Origin of the sequence: Cohnella boryungensis, from assembly GCF_042651945.1 — a bacterium.
In the GTDB taxonomy this organism is placed as follows: Bacteria; Bacillota; Bacilli; order Paenibacillales; family Paenibacillaceae; genus Cohnella; species Cohnella boryungensis.
On the sequence record NZ_JBHSED010000068.1, the window covers coordinates 1 to 14,720 of the forward strand.

Sequence of the window (14,720 nt, forward strand, 5' to 3'; positions counted from 1 at the left end):
ACGACCGAAGCCGTCTTCCGACGTTTTTGTTTCTTACGCTCAATGTTCAGTTTTCAAAGAACCATTCGGTGTTTCTTTTTTCAGTGCCGCTCGAAGCGACCTTTATAATATACCACAGCGCCCAGATGAATTGCAACAAGTTTTTTGTTCCTGATTCAATTCTTTTTTGCCGGCCATTTCGACCCGCCCAAGAGGCGCGAGATATAATGTATCATACGTTCCCCCTCATCGTCAACCGTTATTCTACATTTTTCGCAGCGCAGTCTCTTTCCGACAAAAATGCCCACTGCCGCAGGCGTTCTCAAGCAAGAAGCGTCCACTGCAAGCCGAGTACCAAACCGATCCCTGGCAGTCCGAGCAAGGCGACAGTCCCGATCGTAAATGGATTAAGAGGAACATACGCGCCGGTCATCCAGCCGGAGAAGTTCAAGGCATACAAAGCAAACGCCGCAAGAACAAGGTGAATGCCGAAGCGCATGAGCCATCCTTTAGGAACGTTTCGCCTCAGCAGCACGAAAGCCAGCGCTGCGGCTGAAGCCACAAGAAGGACAAGCCAAAATGTTTTCATCAAGTTCCTCCCCCCCGACTCGTCGCAGTCGAGCCTCCCCATTGCAGCTTGGCTTGCTTAAGAAGCATGTCCAGCCTTTTCTCGGCCGCCTCCAGGCAATAGATAGAATAATCCACATGATCGCGCTCGACCGCATGATGAAACCGCCACTCCGCCAGTCTCCACTCCTGCTCGGCTCTCCGTATTTCCAGCTTTAATCTGTTGCGTTCCGAGCCGTCTTCCGCCGTTTGGTCCGAGATGCTTTTCTTTGCCCGTATCATGACAATCCCTCCCGTCTTCTTCAACGGACCGCCACAAGGACAACCCATGACTACTCTTATTCCTCCCGAACTCTTCTTAGAACTTAATTAACGCAAAGAACGGGAAAGTAAGCGAAGAGATCCCCAAAAACAAAAAAGACGCCCGTAGGCGTCACTAATTCAAAACAAATTCAAAACAATTCTCTGCGGCCTTCCAATGCCTTCGATATCGTCACCTCGTCCGCGTACTCCAGGTCTCCCCCAACAGGCAGACCGTGCGCGATTCGGGTGACTTTAATGCCGAATGGCTTGACCAGACGAGACAGGTACATCGCAGTAGCTTCGCCTTCGATGTTCGGGTTCGTCGCCAAGATAAGCTCCTGAACCCTTTCGTCGCCCAGCCTTCGGACCAGCTCGGCAATCTTGATATCATCCGGCCCCAGACCGTCCATCGGCGAAATCGCGCCGTTCAATACATGATAATGGCCGTTATATTCACGCGTCCGCTCCATGGCCACCAGATCCTTCGGCTCCTGAACGACGCAGATGACGGACATATCCCGCGATTTATCCGCACAGATCCGGCACGGGTCTGTGTCCGTGATATTGCAACAAACGGTACAGTAGGTTAGATTGCGCTTGACGCTCACCAGCGACTTGGCAAATTCTATGACGTCTTCTTCTTTCATGCGCAGGACATGGAATGCCAGCCTCGCGGCCGTCTTCGGCCCTATACCCGGAAGGCGGGAGAAGGAGTCGATCAGCTTGGCAATCGGTTCCGGATAGAACAAAGGCTCCAGTCTCCTCTATATGTCTTTTCGCGGAGCTCCCGTTCTGGGGCGCATCCGGTTGCGGCCTAGAACAGGCCGGGAATTTTCATGCCCCCGGTATATTTGCTCATATCCTGGTTCGCCAGATCGTCGGCTTTCGCGAGGGCATCGTTCACCGCCGTCAGGACAAGATCCTGAAGCATCTCGACGTCTTCCGGATCTACCGCTTCCGGCTTGATCTTGATGTCCAGCAATTTCTTATGGCCGTTCACGGTTACGGTGACAACACCGCCGCCCGCCGTACCTTCAAGCGTCTTGCTTCCAAGCTCTTCCTGAGCCTTCAGCATTTGCTCCTGCATTTTCTTAACCTGTTTCATCATTTGATTCATGTTGTTCATTGCGAGAACCTCCCTGGATTATCGTTCAGTCTTCTTTAATCTGAATCAACTGCTCTCCGAACAGTCGCAATGCCTCATCCACCAACGGCTCCCTGCCGCTCTCGGCTTCCTCCTCCGGGATCAGCAGCAGCTCCTCCGCCGGGGCGGAGCCCTTGGGCTTGCCTTCGCTTTCGGCCAAAGCCTCCTGCCATTCCTTCTGCATAACGGTGACCAACTGCGTCGGGCTTCCGTAAACGGCGCTCAGCACCCCTTCGATGACACCCTTGTTGGCCGGTCTTTCCGTCGTCTCGCGGTGAATCGTGTTCTTAAAGGCAACGACGATCGAATCCTCCGCGAAGGAGACCGGCTCTCCGTCCACCAGCCAAGCATGAACGGTCACACGCTCCTCCTTGACTCGCTGCATAATCTGAGGCCACTTCCCAAGCATAGGCCCCGAAGAGCTCCGCGCCTCCTGGAAAACATTCAGCCGTTGGCGAGAGAGCGACGAAGGGCGCGTCGTCGGAGAAGCCATGCCCCCGCCCGAGCTCCCACGGGAGCTTCCTCCCCCGGAGCCCGAAGCGGCCGCCTTGCCTCCACCCGCAGATAAGGCTGTGCCCGAGCCAAGCGCACTAGTCAGCTTGCTTTCCAGCGCAGCCAACTGCTGTCGCAATTGATTCAGCTCGGCCCGGTTCGCTCCGGAGCTTTCCGAGCCAGCGGCGCCATTCCGCTCCGGAGCTTCGGCCCCCGGCGAAGCCCCGCCGGAGCATAGCTTCAGCAGCGCAATCTCGAACATGGTCTGAGGATGCGCGGCGTATTTCATCTCGCCTTGGTATCGGTTTAACATATCAATGATAGCAAATAACCGTTCCCGAGAAAATCCGCCCGCCATTTCCTTGAGCTCAGCCGGATTCGCTACCCGCCCCGACGAGTCTTCCGCTTCCGGCGCCAGCTGCGACAGCAGCAGATCCCGGAAGTAATGCATCAGCTGCTCCAGGCACTTGTCCGCGCTCTTGCCGGACTTCATCATCTCGTCAATCTCAAGCAGAACCTTCGAAGCATCGTTATCGCGAATCGCGGCGGCAAGCCTTGCGAACTGCTCGGAAGGCAACCCCCCGGTCGCTTCCACCGCCTGCTGCAGCGTCACCTGACCGCCGGTGAACGAGGAAATCTGATCAAGCAGGCTTAACGCGTCTCTCATCCCGCCGTCCGACAGTCGGGCAATATACAAGAGCGCCTCTTCTTCTGCGGCGATCTTCTCCTCGGTGCAGATTTCCCGCAGACGACCCGCTTGCTCTGCCAGAGAAACCCGACGGAAGTCGAATCGCTGGCAGCGCGAAATGATTGTCGGCGGCAGCTTATGCGGCTCGGTCGTCGCCAGAATGAACATCACATGGCCGGGCGGCTCCTCCAGCGTCTTCAGCAGCGCATTGAAGGCCTCCGTAGTCAGCATGTGTACTTCATCGATAATATACACTTTGCGCCGCACTTCTGTCGGCGTATATTTGACCTTATCCCTGATATCCCGTATTTCCTCGACGCCGCGATTGGAGGCCGCGTCGATCTCGATCACGTCCATGACGGAGCCGGCCGTAATCCGTTCGCATTGCGAACAGGCATTGCAAGGCTCTGTCGAAGGCCCATGCTCGCAGTTTACGGCTTTCGCCAATATTTTCGCCGCGCTGGTCTTCCCCGTTCCTCTGGGACCGCTGAACAAATACGCGTGGGATAATCGATCTTCGCGAATTGCGTTCTGCAACGTCTGTACGATATGTTGCTGCCCGACCATGTCCTTGAACGTCTGGGGACGCCAGGCCCGGTACAAAGCAAGATGTGCCATTGCTAGTCGCTCCCGTCGATGCCGTTTCACTCATTATACATCATCGCATGCAGTCGCTCCACCGCCGCGAAGATTTCTTAGTCCGTGGGGCCCTCGAAGCAAGGCAGCCATACGATAAACTGCGTACCGTTCCGATCCGAGGCCACTTCGATATTGCCCCTTAAATCATGGACAATCCTCTGACAGACGGAAAGGCCTAGCCCCGTGCCCTGCGGCTTAGTCGTAAAAAAAGGGTCGAATACCTTGTCCAGCACGTCCGCCGGAATTCCCGGCCCCGTATCCCTGAATTCCAATGCGATCTTATCCGGCTCGCAGGGACTGCTGAACTCCCGAATAATTAAATTCCCTCCCCCGTCCATCGCCTCAATGGCGTTTTTACCCAGATTCAAGAACACCTGCTTGAGCAGCTCCTTATCGGCCAAGATCGGGGACAGCCCCGGCTTCGGATAATAGAGAACTGTCACGTTATACAGCAGGGCCTCATTGCGGATCATTGGAAGAATTTCCTGCAGCACCTCCCCTATCTTCATAGAAACTTGCTTGATCTCCTTCGGTTTGCTGAGCAGCAAAAAATCGCTTACAAGATCATTTACCCTGTCCAGCTCGGAAAGCACAATTCCCACAAACTCCTGCTCCTTGTCCATGTCACGGTCAATAAGCGATTTGCTGAGCAGCTGCATGAACCCTTTGATCGCCGTTAACGGATTACGAATCTCATGGGCCGTGCCCGCCGCAATCTGTCCGATTGTCTTCAGCCGATCTGAGCGTCGGACCTCTTCCTCCAGAGCCATGCGGTGGGAGACATCCCGAAAAAGCACGAACGCCCCTGTCCCAACTCCTTTTTCCCGCAAAATTTCGCCATCGAGCATGAGCTTGTGGCTGTGCTTGCCTTGTCTCCAGATCAAAGAGCGATTACGGAATGTCTGACCTTCGAGTAAACTTCGGTCGAACGGCTGAGGCTGCAGACCGATTGCGCCAAACCATTCCTCGGCAAAGCGGTTGACTACTTCCGTCCGCTGAAGCCCGGCAAGAGAGCAGATCATTTCGCTGACTTCCACGATGCGGAAATCCGAATCCAGCAGAAGCAGCCCAATTCCCTCCATAGTCAGAAATCGGGTTACGAACTGTCGGAGATATCGCTCCCGTTCCGGGCCGTTTGGATAGCTTGAGAAGCTCTCGGCAAGCCTCGCAGGTTCGTCCATCATTTTTCTTCACCTCCGGTCAACGATCGAGCAATTGTAAATATTCGGTATGTCCTTCCAAATTCCCTCCTTTGGACCTATAACAACGGAAGGATTTATGCCAACAGAATGCAAAAACACCATGGCGTAAACGCCATGGTGCTTCGTTCGCATCTCGCGATAATGGATGATATCAGGACCGTGCACCTGACCTCGATAATTATGATCCAGCCGAATAGAGATGAGTCGCTCAAGCAGAGCTACCCTCAAGCACAAGAACTAAACCACTTACGGCTGCTTCCTTCCGGACCTGACCGGGTTCATGGCCGTCCCTCGCCGAGGACTCCGCCGTCAATACGGCACCAAATCTACCGGAACCTGCATCACAATACCTCAAGCAGGAATTCAACCTCGCTGGAGCGGATTGCGAGTTACAGGGCACCGCTACCTCCCCGTCTAGCACGGCAAAACTAAGTATAGCGAATTGGGAAGGGAAGTGCAACCTGCGAAAATTGGTTTTCTTCCCTTTCGCAAACTTATTTCATGGATTTGACATGGATCGTATATCTGGGAAAGTTGAAACGGAGTACAGTGGCCGCCTGCTGCTCCACCGTCGGGATTTCCCTTGCCGCCAGTCCGGGAGCCAGCTTGATCGTAACATAAGCGTCGGCGCCGTTGAACGTGATATTGGAATCCGCAACACCCGGCACATTCTTGATCGCCCGCTTCATTTCCCCGTTATGACTCGCATAATTCGTTACGATGTGATGCCCTGGCAGCTTAGGGTGCGTGTTGGTCATCCCGAGATAACCGTCCGGCTTGTAACTGCGCGCCTTCAAACCGTCAGCCTGGCTTCCCCCGCGGTTAACCCCGCAGCCCCCCAGAAGCAGCAGCATGACGAGAGCCGCAAGCGCCAGAATTGTCGTTTTCCGTTGCATTTGCATGAAAAAAACCTCCCTCTTTGTCCAATAGGATTAGGAAGGAGGCTTATCTCTATACGGCGAATCCGCTGGGAAAATCCAGCCTTAGATTCCGTATTTTTTCTTAAACTTGTCAACACGTCCGCCCGCGTCGATAAACTTCTGTTTACCTGTGTAGAACGGGTGGCAAGCCGAGCAAACTTCGACTTTCAGAGTCGATTTGATCGAACCTGTCTCGAAAGTGTTTCCACATGCGCAAGTCGCCGTCACCACATTGTACTTCGGATGAATGGATGGTTTCAAAGGGTTCACCTCTTTCTGCCCTGAATCAACATGCGGACCCAGAGTAAATAGACACATAACGGGATTATAGCATGTTGACTCCCCCGTGACAAGAATCAACTTCGGTCAGCACCACTTGAACAGAATGCCTTGATAATTGTCTTTGTTAAACCTCAATCCTTCATACGCACTCGGCGCATCCTCAGGAGAGAGGACATGGCTGATCAGCGGTTCGATATTCAAGCGCCTTTGTCCCATCAACTCGAAGACCACCTGGGAATTTCTCGTTAGCGAATGCTTGTTGAAGGGAGTCGGCATCACGGGATATCGCCACTCGTGCGCTCCCTTGAAAGTGATGCAGCCCCGGTCAAAGAGATGGCTGTAGTTAAGAACCTCCGTGACATTCGCATCCAGCGCCCCTCTCGGACTGCCTAGCAGAATCAGCTCGCCGAACTTCCCGATCCAAGGAAGTCCGTTTATTGCCACTTGAGGGACGCCGGTTGCTTCAATCAGAGCAGACACCCCGTCCCCGGAGGTTAGCCCCATCACCTCGTTTGCAAGATGGTCCCCGGTCCCGTCCAGCACATGGTTAACCCCGCACAGCATGGCTATCTCCCGGCGTTTCCCGGACAAATCCACGCCAATAACCTTGGCCCCCTGCAGGCCGGCCAATTGGGATGCCATGTTCCCGATCAGCCCCAGGCCCGTAACCGCTACGGAATCTCCCAGCTCGATGTTCGACACCCGAATCGCGGTGAAGGCCACCGTCGCCATACGGGCAAAAGGCACCCATGGCAACGAAATGCCTTCGGGAACCTTCAAGAACACGCCTTCCACGCTTGTCCGTTCCAGCGCAGAATGATTGCCGTAATGAAATACAAAATCTCCGAGCTCGAATCCTTCTACATCGGGACCCTTGCGCACAATCTCGCTCACAGCCGAATAGCCTGGCGTTCCAGGCATCGCAAACCAGCTCTCATTGCCGGACAAGCAAGCAAGCTCCGTACCCGGGCTAATCAGCGTATAATGCTTCTTCAGCAGCACTTCATTTCGGCCGAGCGGGCCGTCGTCGGCCAGCTTTTCTTCGGACAGCTCAACCTGCCAAGGCGCTGTGAAAGTGATCTTGCGATTATCCAAAGCCATCCTCTCCCCTCGGATCTCCCAATACCTATAGCTATTATAAAATGAAAGCGCTATATTGTCTCGACTTCGATCAATATGGGGATAAGGATGTCTAAATTTTATACTTTCTGATAGGGTCAAAAAAACAACGATATCGTCTCTGCCGCAGATCGACAGAGGGATATCGTTGTTCTTGCTTCATGCGTGCCCGGTTAGTTCGCCGGAACTGGAGGAACATGCGTATACGAGCCGATAACGACGTCGGGAAGCTCATCCCTGTAAATGTCCAGCAAGGTTTTCATGCCGTAAATTTCGCCTTGGGCAGGCGGGATCAGGGACAGATACGCATCCGGATCAATATTGAGATTACGCATCTGGATAAGCTTCAGACCGGTTCGGCGAACAAATCCGATCATCGCTTCGATCTCTTCCTCGCGATCCGTTACTCCCGGAAAAATCAAATAGTTGATCGAAGTGTATACACCCTTGTCCGCGGCGTATTTCAACGATTTTTCCACGTTCTTGAGCGTATAGCCGCGCGGCTTGTAGTAGGCGTTGTAGTGCTCGTCGAGCGCGCTGATCGTACTGACCCTCATCAGGTTTAATCCGGCATCGGTAATTGCCCGCAGATGATCGGACAGCCCCGCGTTCGTATTAATATTGATATATCCGAGGGAGGTCTGAGAGCGCACCCGCTTGATCGCCTCAATAATCGTCTTGGCTTGGGTCGAAGGTTCTCCTTCGCAGCCTTGGCCGAAGCTGATGATCGAGCTTGGCGTTTTCAGATGCTCCAGCATAATGTCGACTACCTCGTCCACTTCCGGCCTGAACTTCAGCCGGGTCTGCGGCGCGACAAAGCCGCTGTCGTCCGGCTGCTCCGAAATGCATCCGTAACAACCCGCATTGCATGAGAAAGATACGGGAACCGCGCCTTCCAAGCGTTGCAGAAACGTGTTCGAGGCCGTCAGACATTCATACTCCAGCGCGCAATGGGACAAATGCTTGTACAGCCTGTTCTCCGGATAAGCCGTGAGCAGCCGATCCACTTCCAGCTTCAGCTCGCCGCGGTCGCAATTCTCCGGATTCCACGGCTCGGGATCGTCGCTTTGAGCTGCTGCGACATAGAAGCCGCCGTCCTTCCAGACGACTGCCGTGTAGCCGAACAAAGGAAATTTCTGCTCCTTGTCCGTCTTGTAGTATCCCGGAACGTAGAAGCGAGTGAAGCCCTGAGGCAACAAGGCGCCGACAGCCTGGTAGTTACCGGGAAGCAGCTTCATTTCGCCGCTGTCGGGATTCATGCCGATCGGCCGAGTGTGCGGCAGGCCCACCAAGGTGGCGCCGGCCGGCAACGGAATGAGCTCTTCTTCCAGAAGCTCCACAAGGTCATTGCCGCTGCGGGCGACGGCGAACAGCTCGGAATGATCGAATACGTTGCCTTGTTCGTCTGCGTATACCAGATGCATGTCATGCCCTCCTTCGAGACATCAGTTGCTGCTTCGAGGAGGACGGCGATTGCCGCCGGAGCTTGAAGACGGGCTAGGCGTGCTAGGCCCTGCATTGATGTCCAGCATATCCAGAAACTCTTGATTGGTTTTCGTGTTGGCCAGCTTCTTCAAGAAGCCCTCAACATACTCCATGGAGTCGTTCATGCTCTTGCGGATCGCCCACAGTTTGTCGAGAGCTTCCTTGTCCAGCAGCAGCTCTTCCCGCCGCGTGCCCGAACGCCGGATATCGAGTGCCGGGAAGATTCTGCGCTCCGAAAGCTTGCGATCCAGATGAAGCTCCATGTTCCCCGTACCCTTGAACTCTTCGTAAATAATGTCGTCCATGCGCGAGCCCGTCTCTACAAGGGCAGTGGCCAGAATCGTCAGACTGCCGCCCTCTTCAATGTTCCGGGCCGATCCGAAGAAACGCTTCGGTCGATGGAACGAGGCAGGATCGATACCGCCGGACAACGTGCGTCCCGAAGGGGGAACGACAAGATTGTATGCCCTCGCGAGCCGCGTGATGCTATCTAACAGAATGACCACGTCCCGCTTGTGCTCCACCAGACGCAACGCCCGTTCCAGCACCAGCTCCGCGACTTTAATATGATTCTCCGGCACCTCGTCGAACGTCGAGGCGATTACCTCGCCCTTGACCGATCGCTGCATATCGGTAACCTCTTCCGGACGCTCGTCGATCAGCAGCACGAACAGATCGATGTCCGGGTGATTGGCCGCGATGCTGTTGGCGATTTCCTTGAGCAAGAGCGTCTTTCCCGCCTTAGGCTGCGCGACGATCAAGCCGCGTTGACCCAAACCGACGGGAGCTACGAGATCCATAATGCGAGTGGACAAGTGGGTGGGAGACGTTTCGAGCTTGATTTTCTTCTGCGGGTACAGCGGGGTAAGAGCGGGAAAATGGAGACGTTCAGCGGCGGCTTCAGGCGTTACGCCGTTGACGGCGTTGACTTGCAGAAGCCCGAAATAACGCTCGCTCTCCTTGGGCGCCCTGCACTTGCCGGACACCAGATCGCCCGTACGCAAGTCGAACTTGCGAATCTGCGACGCCGAGATGTAGATATCCTCCGCGCTCGGCAAGTAGTTGATCGGCCGCAAGAAGCCGAAGCCTTCGGGCAGAACCTCCAGCACGCCTTCCATGAACATCAGGCCGCTTCTCTCCGCTTGCGCGCGCAGAATCGCAATAATTAATTCCTTTTTCTTCATTTGAGCGTAATTGTTGATTTGGTGCTGCTTCGCAAGCTTATACAGCTCAGTCAGCTTCAAGCCCTCCAAATCGCTCATCATCAAATCGGTCAATGGAATCCCCACTTTATTCAAATATCAACAGATAACAAGTTAACCCTGCCGCCACACTTCCGCTCCCAGGTTGCTGAGCTGCGTAACCAAACGCTCATATCCGCGATCGATGTATTCGACCCCGCTGATCTCCGTAGTGCCTTCCTCCACGGTCAGCGCCGCCACGACAAGCGCGGCTCCGGCGCGAAGATCGGCCGCCCTCACCTTGGCCGCATTCAGGGGTCCGCCCTCGATAATCGCGGAGCGGCCTTCGACCCGGATTTGCGCCCCCATGCGCGCCAGCTCGGGAACATGCTTGAATCGGTTGTTGTACACATAATCGGACAAGACGCTGACGCCCCTCGCTTGAGTGAGCAAGCTAGTCATCGGAGACTGCAGATCGGTTGCAAAGCCCGGATATACCAAAGCCTTGACGTCAACCGCCTCGTAGAGAGACTGTCCGACTACGCGGATCGACTCGTCCATCTCGTATACATGCACGCCCATCTCCTGCAGCTTTGCGGTCATGGCTTCAAGATGTTTTGGAATTATATTATCGATAAGGACGTCGCCGCGTGTTGCCGCGGCGGCTATCATGTATGTTCCAGCTTGGATGCGATCGGGAATAATCGAATGTCGGCAGCCGTGCATTTCTTGGACGCCTTCGATTCTAATCGTTTCGGTTCCGGCCCCTTTGATCTTGGCGCCCATGGCATTAAGCAAGGTTGCCACATCTATGATCTCCGGCTCCTTCGCCGCATTCTCGATCAAGGTCAGGCCTTTGGCCCTGGAGGCCGCCAGCATAATGTTAATCGTCGCCCCAACGCTTGCGACATCCAGATAAATCTTGGCTCCTCTTAATTCCTTGGCCCGGATTCGAATGGAGCCGTGATCGTTGGTCACTTCCGCTCCGAGCGCTTCGAAGCCCTTAATATGCTGATCGATTGGACGAGGCTCGAAATTACAGCCTCCCGGCAGACCGATCGTCGCTTCTCCGAATCTTCCCAACAAGGCGCCCATCAAGTAATAAGATGCCCTTAATAATTTGACTCGTCCATTCGGCATCGGAACCGATGCCATCGCGGACGGATCTATGGTCATGGTGTCGTCCTGCCAGGAGACCTTGCCTCCTAGCTCTTCCAGTAATTCGGCGTATACCGCCACGTCGCTAAGCTGAGGAAGGTTGTCCAGCCTCACTTCCGACTCTGCCAATATTGCTGCGGGAATGAGGGCGACCGCGCTGTTCTTCGCGCCGCTGATTCCGACCGTGCCTCTTAGCGGCCGGCCTCCCCGGACCATCAATTTATCCATGAATGCCGTCTTCCTCCCCAAGTTGTCGCCGACCGAAATCCTCGGCACATGAAGGAACGGGAAAACGCCTGATGACGTTTTCCCGCGTAAATACCCTAATGAGTTGGCTATAGAAATTAAGCTTTGTTGCTGCTTCCGAACAGGCGGATTTTCTCTTGAACGACCGCTTTCATTGCATTGCGGGCAGGCGTCAAGTATTTGCGAGGGTCGATTACGTTCGCGTCCTTGCCCAGAACCTCGCGAATGGCAGCCGTACAAGCGACTTGGTTCTCCGTGTTGACGTTGATCTTGCCAGCGCCGGACAGGATGGCTTCGCGGATCATTTCGTCCGGAACGCCGGAACCGCCGTGAAGAACGATCGGAACCGGAATCTTGGCCACGACTTCTTTGATGATATCGTAGTGGATTTTCACTTCGCCCTTGTACATGCCGTGAGCTGTACCTACTGCGATAGCCAAGCAATCCACGCCCGTTTCCTCGTAGAAACGGATAGCTTCTTCCGGCTTAGCCAGAGACGCGTCTTCTTCGTCCACGCTCAGATCGTCTTCGACTCCGCCGATGGTTCCAAGCTCGCCTTCTACGGATACGCCCATCGCATGTGCGGCTTTAACGACTTCTTTAGTCAAGCGGATGTTATCCTCGAAAGAGTGGTGCGAGCCGTCGAACATAACGGAGGAGAAGCCTGCGCGAATACATTTCATGGCAATATCGAAGTTGCTGCCGTGGTCGAGGTGCAACGCGATCGGCAAGCCGGACTTCTCGGCAGCCGCTTTCGCAATCGCTACCGTGTATTCCATTCCCATGTACTTCAGCGCGCCTTCGCTGACACCGAAAATGAACGGGGAATTTTCTTCCATGGCCGCTTCGGTAATCGCTTGGGCAAATTCAAGATTGTTCATGTTGAACTGACCGACAGCGTACTTCCCTGCTTTGGCTTGAGGCAAAAACTCGGACATCGATACTAATGGCATGTGTACAATTCCTCCTGCGATTCATTCGTATTCTCACGTATCGTACATACTGCGCTATTATAACACAAAATAACTTTACGAAGTAAATCAAACTCGCGTTTCCAGCGAATTCCCTCGCTAAAGCGCTTACTCTCCCTTAAGATCCCGTGGCGAATTGGGAGGACGAGCTTTGCCCTAGCTGCATATTGACCGCCAGCCTCATCTCATCGATGTCGAAGGGCTTCGTAAAGTGCATCAGAGCGCCCAGATCGGTCGCTTCCTTGATCATATCCAACTCGCCGTACGCAGTCATCATAATGACCTTGATTTCCTTGTCGTACTCTTTGATCTGCTTCAGAATTTCCAACCCGTCCATTCCCGGAATCTTCATATCCAACAAGACGAGATCAGGGCGATTCGTGCGTACGATATCCAAAGCAATCCTTCCGTTCGGAGCCTGGAAAGTTTCGTAGCCCTCTGTCGCGAAAACCTCCAGCAACAATATACGGATTCCGACTTGATCATCCACGATCAGCAATTTCTTCTTGGTCAAGAGCTCATCCCCCCGAATCACTATTCTAGCCTTATTCGTGAAGCGAAGCGTAAATTCCTCCTGTTTCCATGTAAAAATATGTTGTTTGCCCGAATTCCCATAAAATAAAACGACCGCCCCGGCAGAAGCCGAGACGGTCGGACCCGTTACGCTTCGGCGCGTTGAAGCGCCGCTTTCACAAACTCGCGGAACAAAGGCTGCGGGCGGTTCGGACGGGAGGTGAATTCGGGATGGAATTGCACCGCCAAAAACCAAGGGTGGCTCGGCAGCTCGATCATCTCGACCAAGCGTCCGTCCGGCGAAGTGCCGGAAATGCGCAAGCCCGCGGACTCGATACGCTCCCGATACTCGTTGTTGAATTCGTAGCGATGGCGATGGCGCTCGTAGACCAGCTCGTCTCCGTAGCACTGATTCGCCAGGCTTCCCGGAATCAGCTTGCAGGGATACAAACCAAGACGCATCGTTCCGCCCAGATCCTCGATGTCCTTCTGCTCGGGCAGCAGATCGATAACCGGATAAGAAGTTGCCGGGTGAATCTCTGAGCTGTTCGCCCCGTGCATGCCGGCCATGTTGCGGGCATACTCCACGACTGCGACCTGCATTCCCAGACAGATCCCGAAGAATGGCGTACCGCTCTCGCGGGCATACCGGATCGCCGTAATTTTGCCTTCGATCCCCCGGTCGCCGAAGCCGCCCGGAACCAGAATGCCGTGAACGCCGCCCAACTGCTCGTCCACATTGTCAGGCGTAATTTCTTCCGCATTGACCCAGCGAATCTTCACTTCCGCATCGGCGTCGAAGCCAGCGTGACTAAGCGATTCGACAATGCTCAGATATGCATCGTGAAGAGCGACGTATTTGCCGACGATGGCGATCTCCGTCGTTTTCTTCAGAGATTTCACGCGGGAAACAAGCGCCTCCCACTCCGTCATGTCCGGCTCTCCCGCAGTCAGGTTCAAATGCTTGACCACATAGTCGTCAAGCCCTTGCTCGCGGAGGTTAAGCGGAACCTCGTACAGGGTGGAAGCATCGCGGCATTCGATCACCGCGCTTCCGTCGATATCGCACAAGGAAGCGATCTTGCGCTTCAAATCCTCGGCCAACGGATGCTCCGTACGGCAGACGATGACATTCGGTTGAATGCCGATGCTGCGCAATTCCTTCACGCTGTGCTGGGTCGGCTTGGTTTTGACCTCGCCTGCCGCTTTGATATAGGGGATAAGGGTAACATGGATATACATGACGTTATCCCGACCGATGTCGCTCTTGATCTGGCGAATCGCTTCGAGGAACGGCAAGCTTTCGATATCTCCGACCGTGCCGCCGATCTCCGTGATGACAACGTCCGATCCCGCTTCCTTGCCGGCGCGGAAGACGCGATCCTTAATCTCGTTCGTAATATGCGGAATTACCTGTACCGTGCCGCCAAGATACTCTCCCCGGCGCTCCTTGCTGATAACCGTCGAATAAATCTTGCCTGTCGTCACATTGCTGTTCTTCGATAGATTAATATCGATAAACCGTTCGTAGTGTCCCAGGTCCAGGTCCGTCTCCGCTCCGTCATCCGTTACGAATACCTCGCCGTGCTGATAGGGGCTCATTGTGCCCGGATCGACGTTGATATACGGATCGAACTTTTGAATGGTCACCTTCAGCCCGCGATTTTTCAGCAACCTGCCGAGCGAAGCGGCGGTGATGCCTTTCCCGAGCGAGGATACGACGCCTCCCGTTACGAAAATATATTTGGTCACCCTGTACGAAACCTCCCGCTGCATGCCTTTGCGGCATCCTCATTATCTTTGCCAGACTTACGTTTCCCCTTGCAACAAC

The 14,720-nt window shown here is 54.5% G+C and carries 15 protein-coding genes and 1 other RNA gene; all 16 read right to left on the bottom strand.

Annotated elements, in window-relative coordinates:
• Positions 1 to 301 precede the first annotated feature (301 nt).
• Positions 302 to 568 (bottom strand): pro-sigmaK processing inhibitor BofA family protein, encoded by a 267-nt coding sequence (locus tag ACFO1S_RS25805; RefSeq protein ID WP_204605882.1) that lies wholly within the window; start codon positions 566 to 568, stop codon positions 302 to 304.
• Complete coding sequence (locus ACFO1S_RS25810; RefSeq protein WP_204605883.1) at positions 568 to 828, bottom strand: DUF2508 family protein; 261 nt, start codon at positions 826 to 828, stop codon at positions 568 to 570. The genes ACFO1S_RS25805 and ACFO1S_RS25810 overlap by 1 nt, the downstream gene beginning before the upstream one ends.
• Positions 829 to 998: 170 nt before the next feature.
• Positions 999 to 1,598 carry a recombination mediator RecR gene (gene recR / locus ACFO1S_RS25815; RefSeq protein ID WP_204605884.1) on the bottom strand — a complete coding sequence of 200 codons (600 nt, stop codon included), beginning with the start codon at positions 1,596 to 1,598 and terminating at the stop codon, positions 999 to 1,001.
• Positions 1,599 to 1,663: 65 nt separating this feature from the next.
• Entirely contained in the window at positions 1,664 to 1,975 is a 312-nt protein-coding gene (locus ACFO1S_RS25820; RefSeq protein ID WP_204605885.1) for a YbaB/EbfC family nucleoid-associated protein, read from the bottom strand.
• A gap of 25 nt (positions 1,976 to 2,000) precedes the next feature.
• Positions 2,001 to 3,791 (bottom strand): DNA polymerase III subunit gamma/tau, encoded by a 1,791-nt coding sequence (gene dnaX / locus ACFO1S_RS25825; protein WP_204605886.1) that lies wholly within the window; start codon positions 3,789 to 3,791, stop codon positions 2,001 to 2,003.
• A gap of 77 nt (positions 3,792 to 3,868) precedes the next feature.
• Positions 3,869 to 4,996 carry a two-component system sensor histidine kinase NtrB gene (locus ACFO1S_RS25830; protein ID WP_204605887.1) on the bottom strand — a complete coding sequence of 376 codons (1,128 nt, stop codon included), beginning with the start codon at positions 4,994 to 4,996 and terminating at the stop codon, positions 3,869 to 3,871.
• A 175-nt stretch (positions 4,997 to 5,171) separates the two neighbouring features.
• Positions 5,172 to 5,437, bottom strand: an RNA gene (ffs, locus tag ACFO1S_RS25835) — signal recognition particle sRNA large type.
• A gap of 71 nt (positions 5,438 to 5,508) precedes the next feature.
• A complete protein-coding gene (locus ACFO1S_RS25840; RefSeq protein WP_204605888.1) occupies positions 5,509 to 5,916 on the bottom strand; it encodes a hypothetical protein in 408 nt (135 codons plus the stop codon).
• A gap of 81 nt (positions 5,917 to 5,997) precedes the next feature.
• A complete protein-coding gene (gene rpmE / locus ACFO1S_RS25845; RefSeq protein ID WP_204605889.1) occupies positions 5,998 to 6,195 on the bottom strand; it encodes a 50S ribosomal protein L31 in 198 nt (65 codons plus the stop codon).
• Between the two features lie 105 nt (positions 6,196 to 6,300).
• Entirely contained in the window at positions 6,301 to 7,311 is a 1,011-nt protein-coding gene (locus ACFO1S_RS25850; RefSeq protein WP_378127839.1) for a zinc-dependent alcohol dehydrogenase, read from the bottom strand.
• A gap of 197 nt (positions 7,312 to 7,508) precedes the next feature.
• On the bottom strand, positions 7,509 to 8,759 hold the full coding sequence (locus ACFO1S_RS25855; protein WP_204605891.1) for a radical SAM family protein: 1,251 nt from the start codon (positions 8,757 to 8,759) through the stop codon (positions 7,509 to 7,511).
• A 21-nt stretch (positions 8,760 to 8,780) separates the two neighbouring features.
• Positions 8,781 to 10,085: a transcription termination factor Rho gene (rho, locus tag ACFO1S_RS25860; protein WP_204605938.1), complete on the bottom strand. Its 1,305-nt coding sequence runs from the start codon at positions 10,083 to 10,085 to the stop codon at positions 8,781 to 8,783.
• Between the two features lie 51 nt (positions 10,086 to 10,136).
• The gene (locus ACFO1S_RS25865; RefSeq protein WP_204605892.1) at positions 10,137 to 11,387 is read right to left on the bottom strand and encodes a UDP-N-acetylglucosamine 1-carboxyvinyltransferase; all 1,251 of its coding nucleotides are present in this window, start codon (positions 11,385 to 11,387) and stop codon (positions 10,137 to 10,139) included.
• A 116-nt stretch (positions 11,388 to 11,503) separates the two neighbouring features.
• Positions 11,504 to 12,358, bottom strand: a complete 855-nt coding sequence (gene fba / locus ACFO1S_RS25870) for a class II fructose-1,6-bisphosphate aldolase (RefSeq protein ID WP_204605893.1) — start codon at positions 12,356 to 12,358, stop codon at positions 11,504 to 11,506.
• A gap of 136 nt (positions 12,359 to 12,494) precedes the next feature.
• A complete protein-coding gene (locus ACFO1S_RS25875; protein WP_204605894.1) occupies positions 12,495 to 12,890 on the bottom strand; it encodes a response regulator in 396 nt (131 codons plus the stop codon).
• Positions 12,891 to 13,036: 146 nt separating this feature from the next.
• Entirely contained in the window at positions 13,037 to 14,641 is a 1,605-nt protein-coding gene (locus ACFO1S_RS25880; protein WP_204605895.1) for a CTP synthase, read from the bottom strand.
• Positions 14,642 to 14,720 lie beyond the last annotated feature (79 nt).

Bases quoted from the DNA above. Each gene is read 5' to 3' on its own strand.
- ACFO1S_RS25865 (WP_204605892.1), bottom strand. From the start codon at position 11,387: ATGGATAAATTGATGGTCCGGGGAGGCCGGCCGCTAAGAGGCACGGTC.
- ACFO1S_RS25805 (WP_204605882.1), bottom strand. From the start codon at position 568: ATGAAAACATTTTGGCTTGTCCTTCTTGTGGCTTCAGCCGCAGCGCTG.
- ACFO1S_RS25855 (WP_204605891.1), bottom strand. From the start codon at position 8,759: ATGCATCTGGTATACGCAGACGAACAAGGCAACGTATTCGATCATTCC.
- dnaX (WP_204605886.1), bottom strand. From the start codon at position 3,791: ATGGCACATCTTGCTTTGTACCGGGCCTGGCGTCCCCAGACGTTCAAG.
- ACFO1S_RS25830 (WP_204605887.1), bottom strand. From the start codon at position 4,996: ATGATGGACGAACCTGCGAGGCTTGCCGAGAGCTTCTCAAGCTATCCA.
- ACFO1S_RS25810 (WP_204605883.1), bottom strand. From the start codon at position 828: ATGATACGGGCAAAGAAAAGCATCTCGGACCAAACGGCGGAAGACGGC.
- fba (WP_204605893.1), bottom strand. From the start codon at position 12,358: ATGCCATTAGTATCGATGTCCGAGTTTTTGCCTCAAGCCAAAGCAGGG.
- ACFO1S_RS25820 (WP_204605885.1), bottom strand. From the start codon at position 1,975: ATGAACAACATGAATCAAATGATGAAACAGGTTAAGAAAATGCAGGAG.
- rho (WP_204605938.1), bottom strand. From the start codon at position 10,085: ATGATGAGCGATTTGGAGGGCTTGAAGCTGACTGAGCTGTATAAGCTT.
- ACFO1S_RS25840 (WP_204605888.1), bottom strand. From the start codon at position 5,916: ATGCAAATGCAACGGAAAACGACAATTCTGGCGCTTGCGGCTCTCGTC.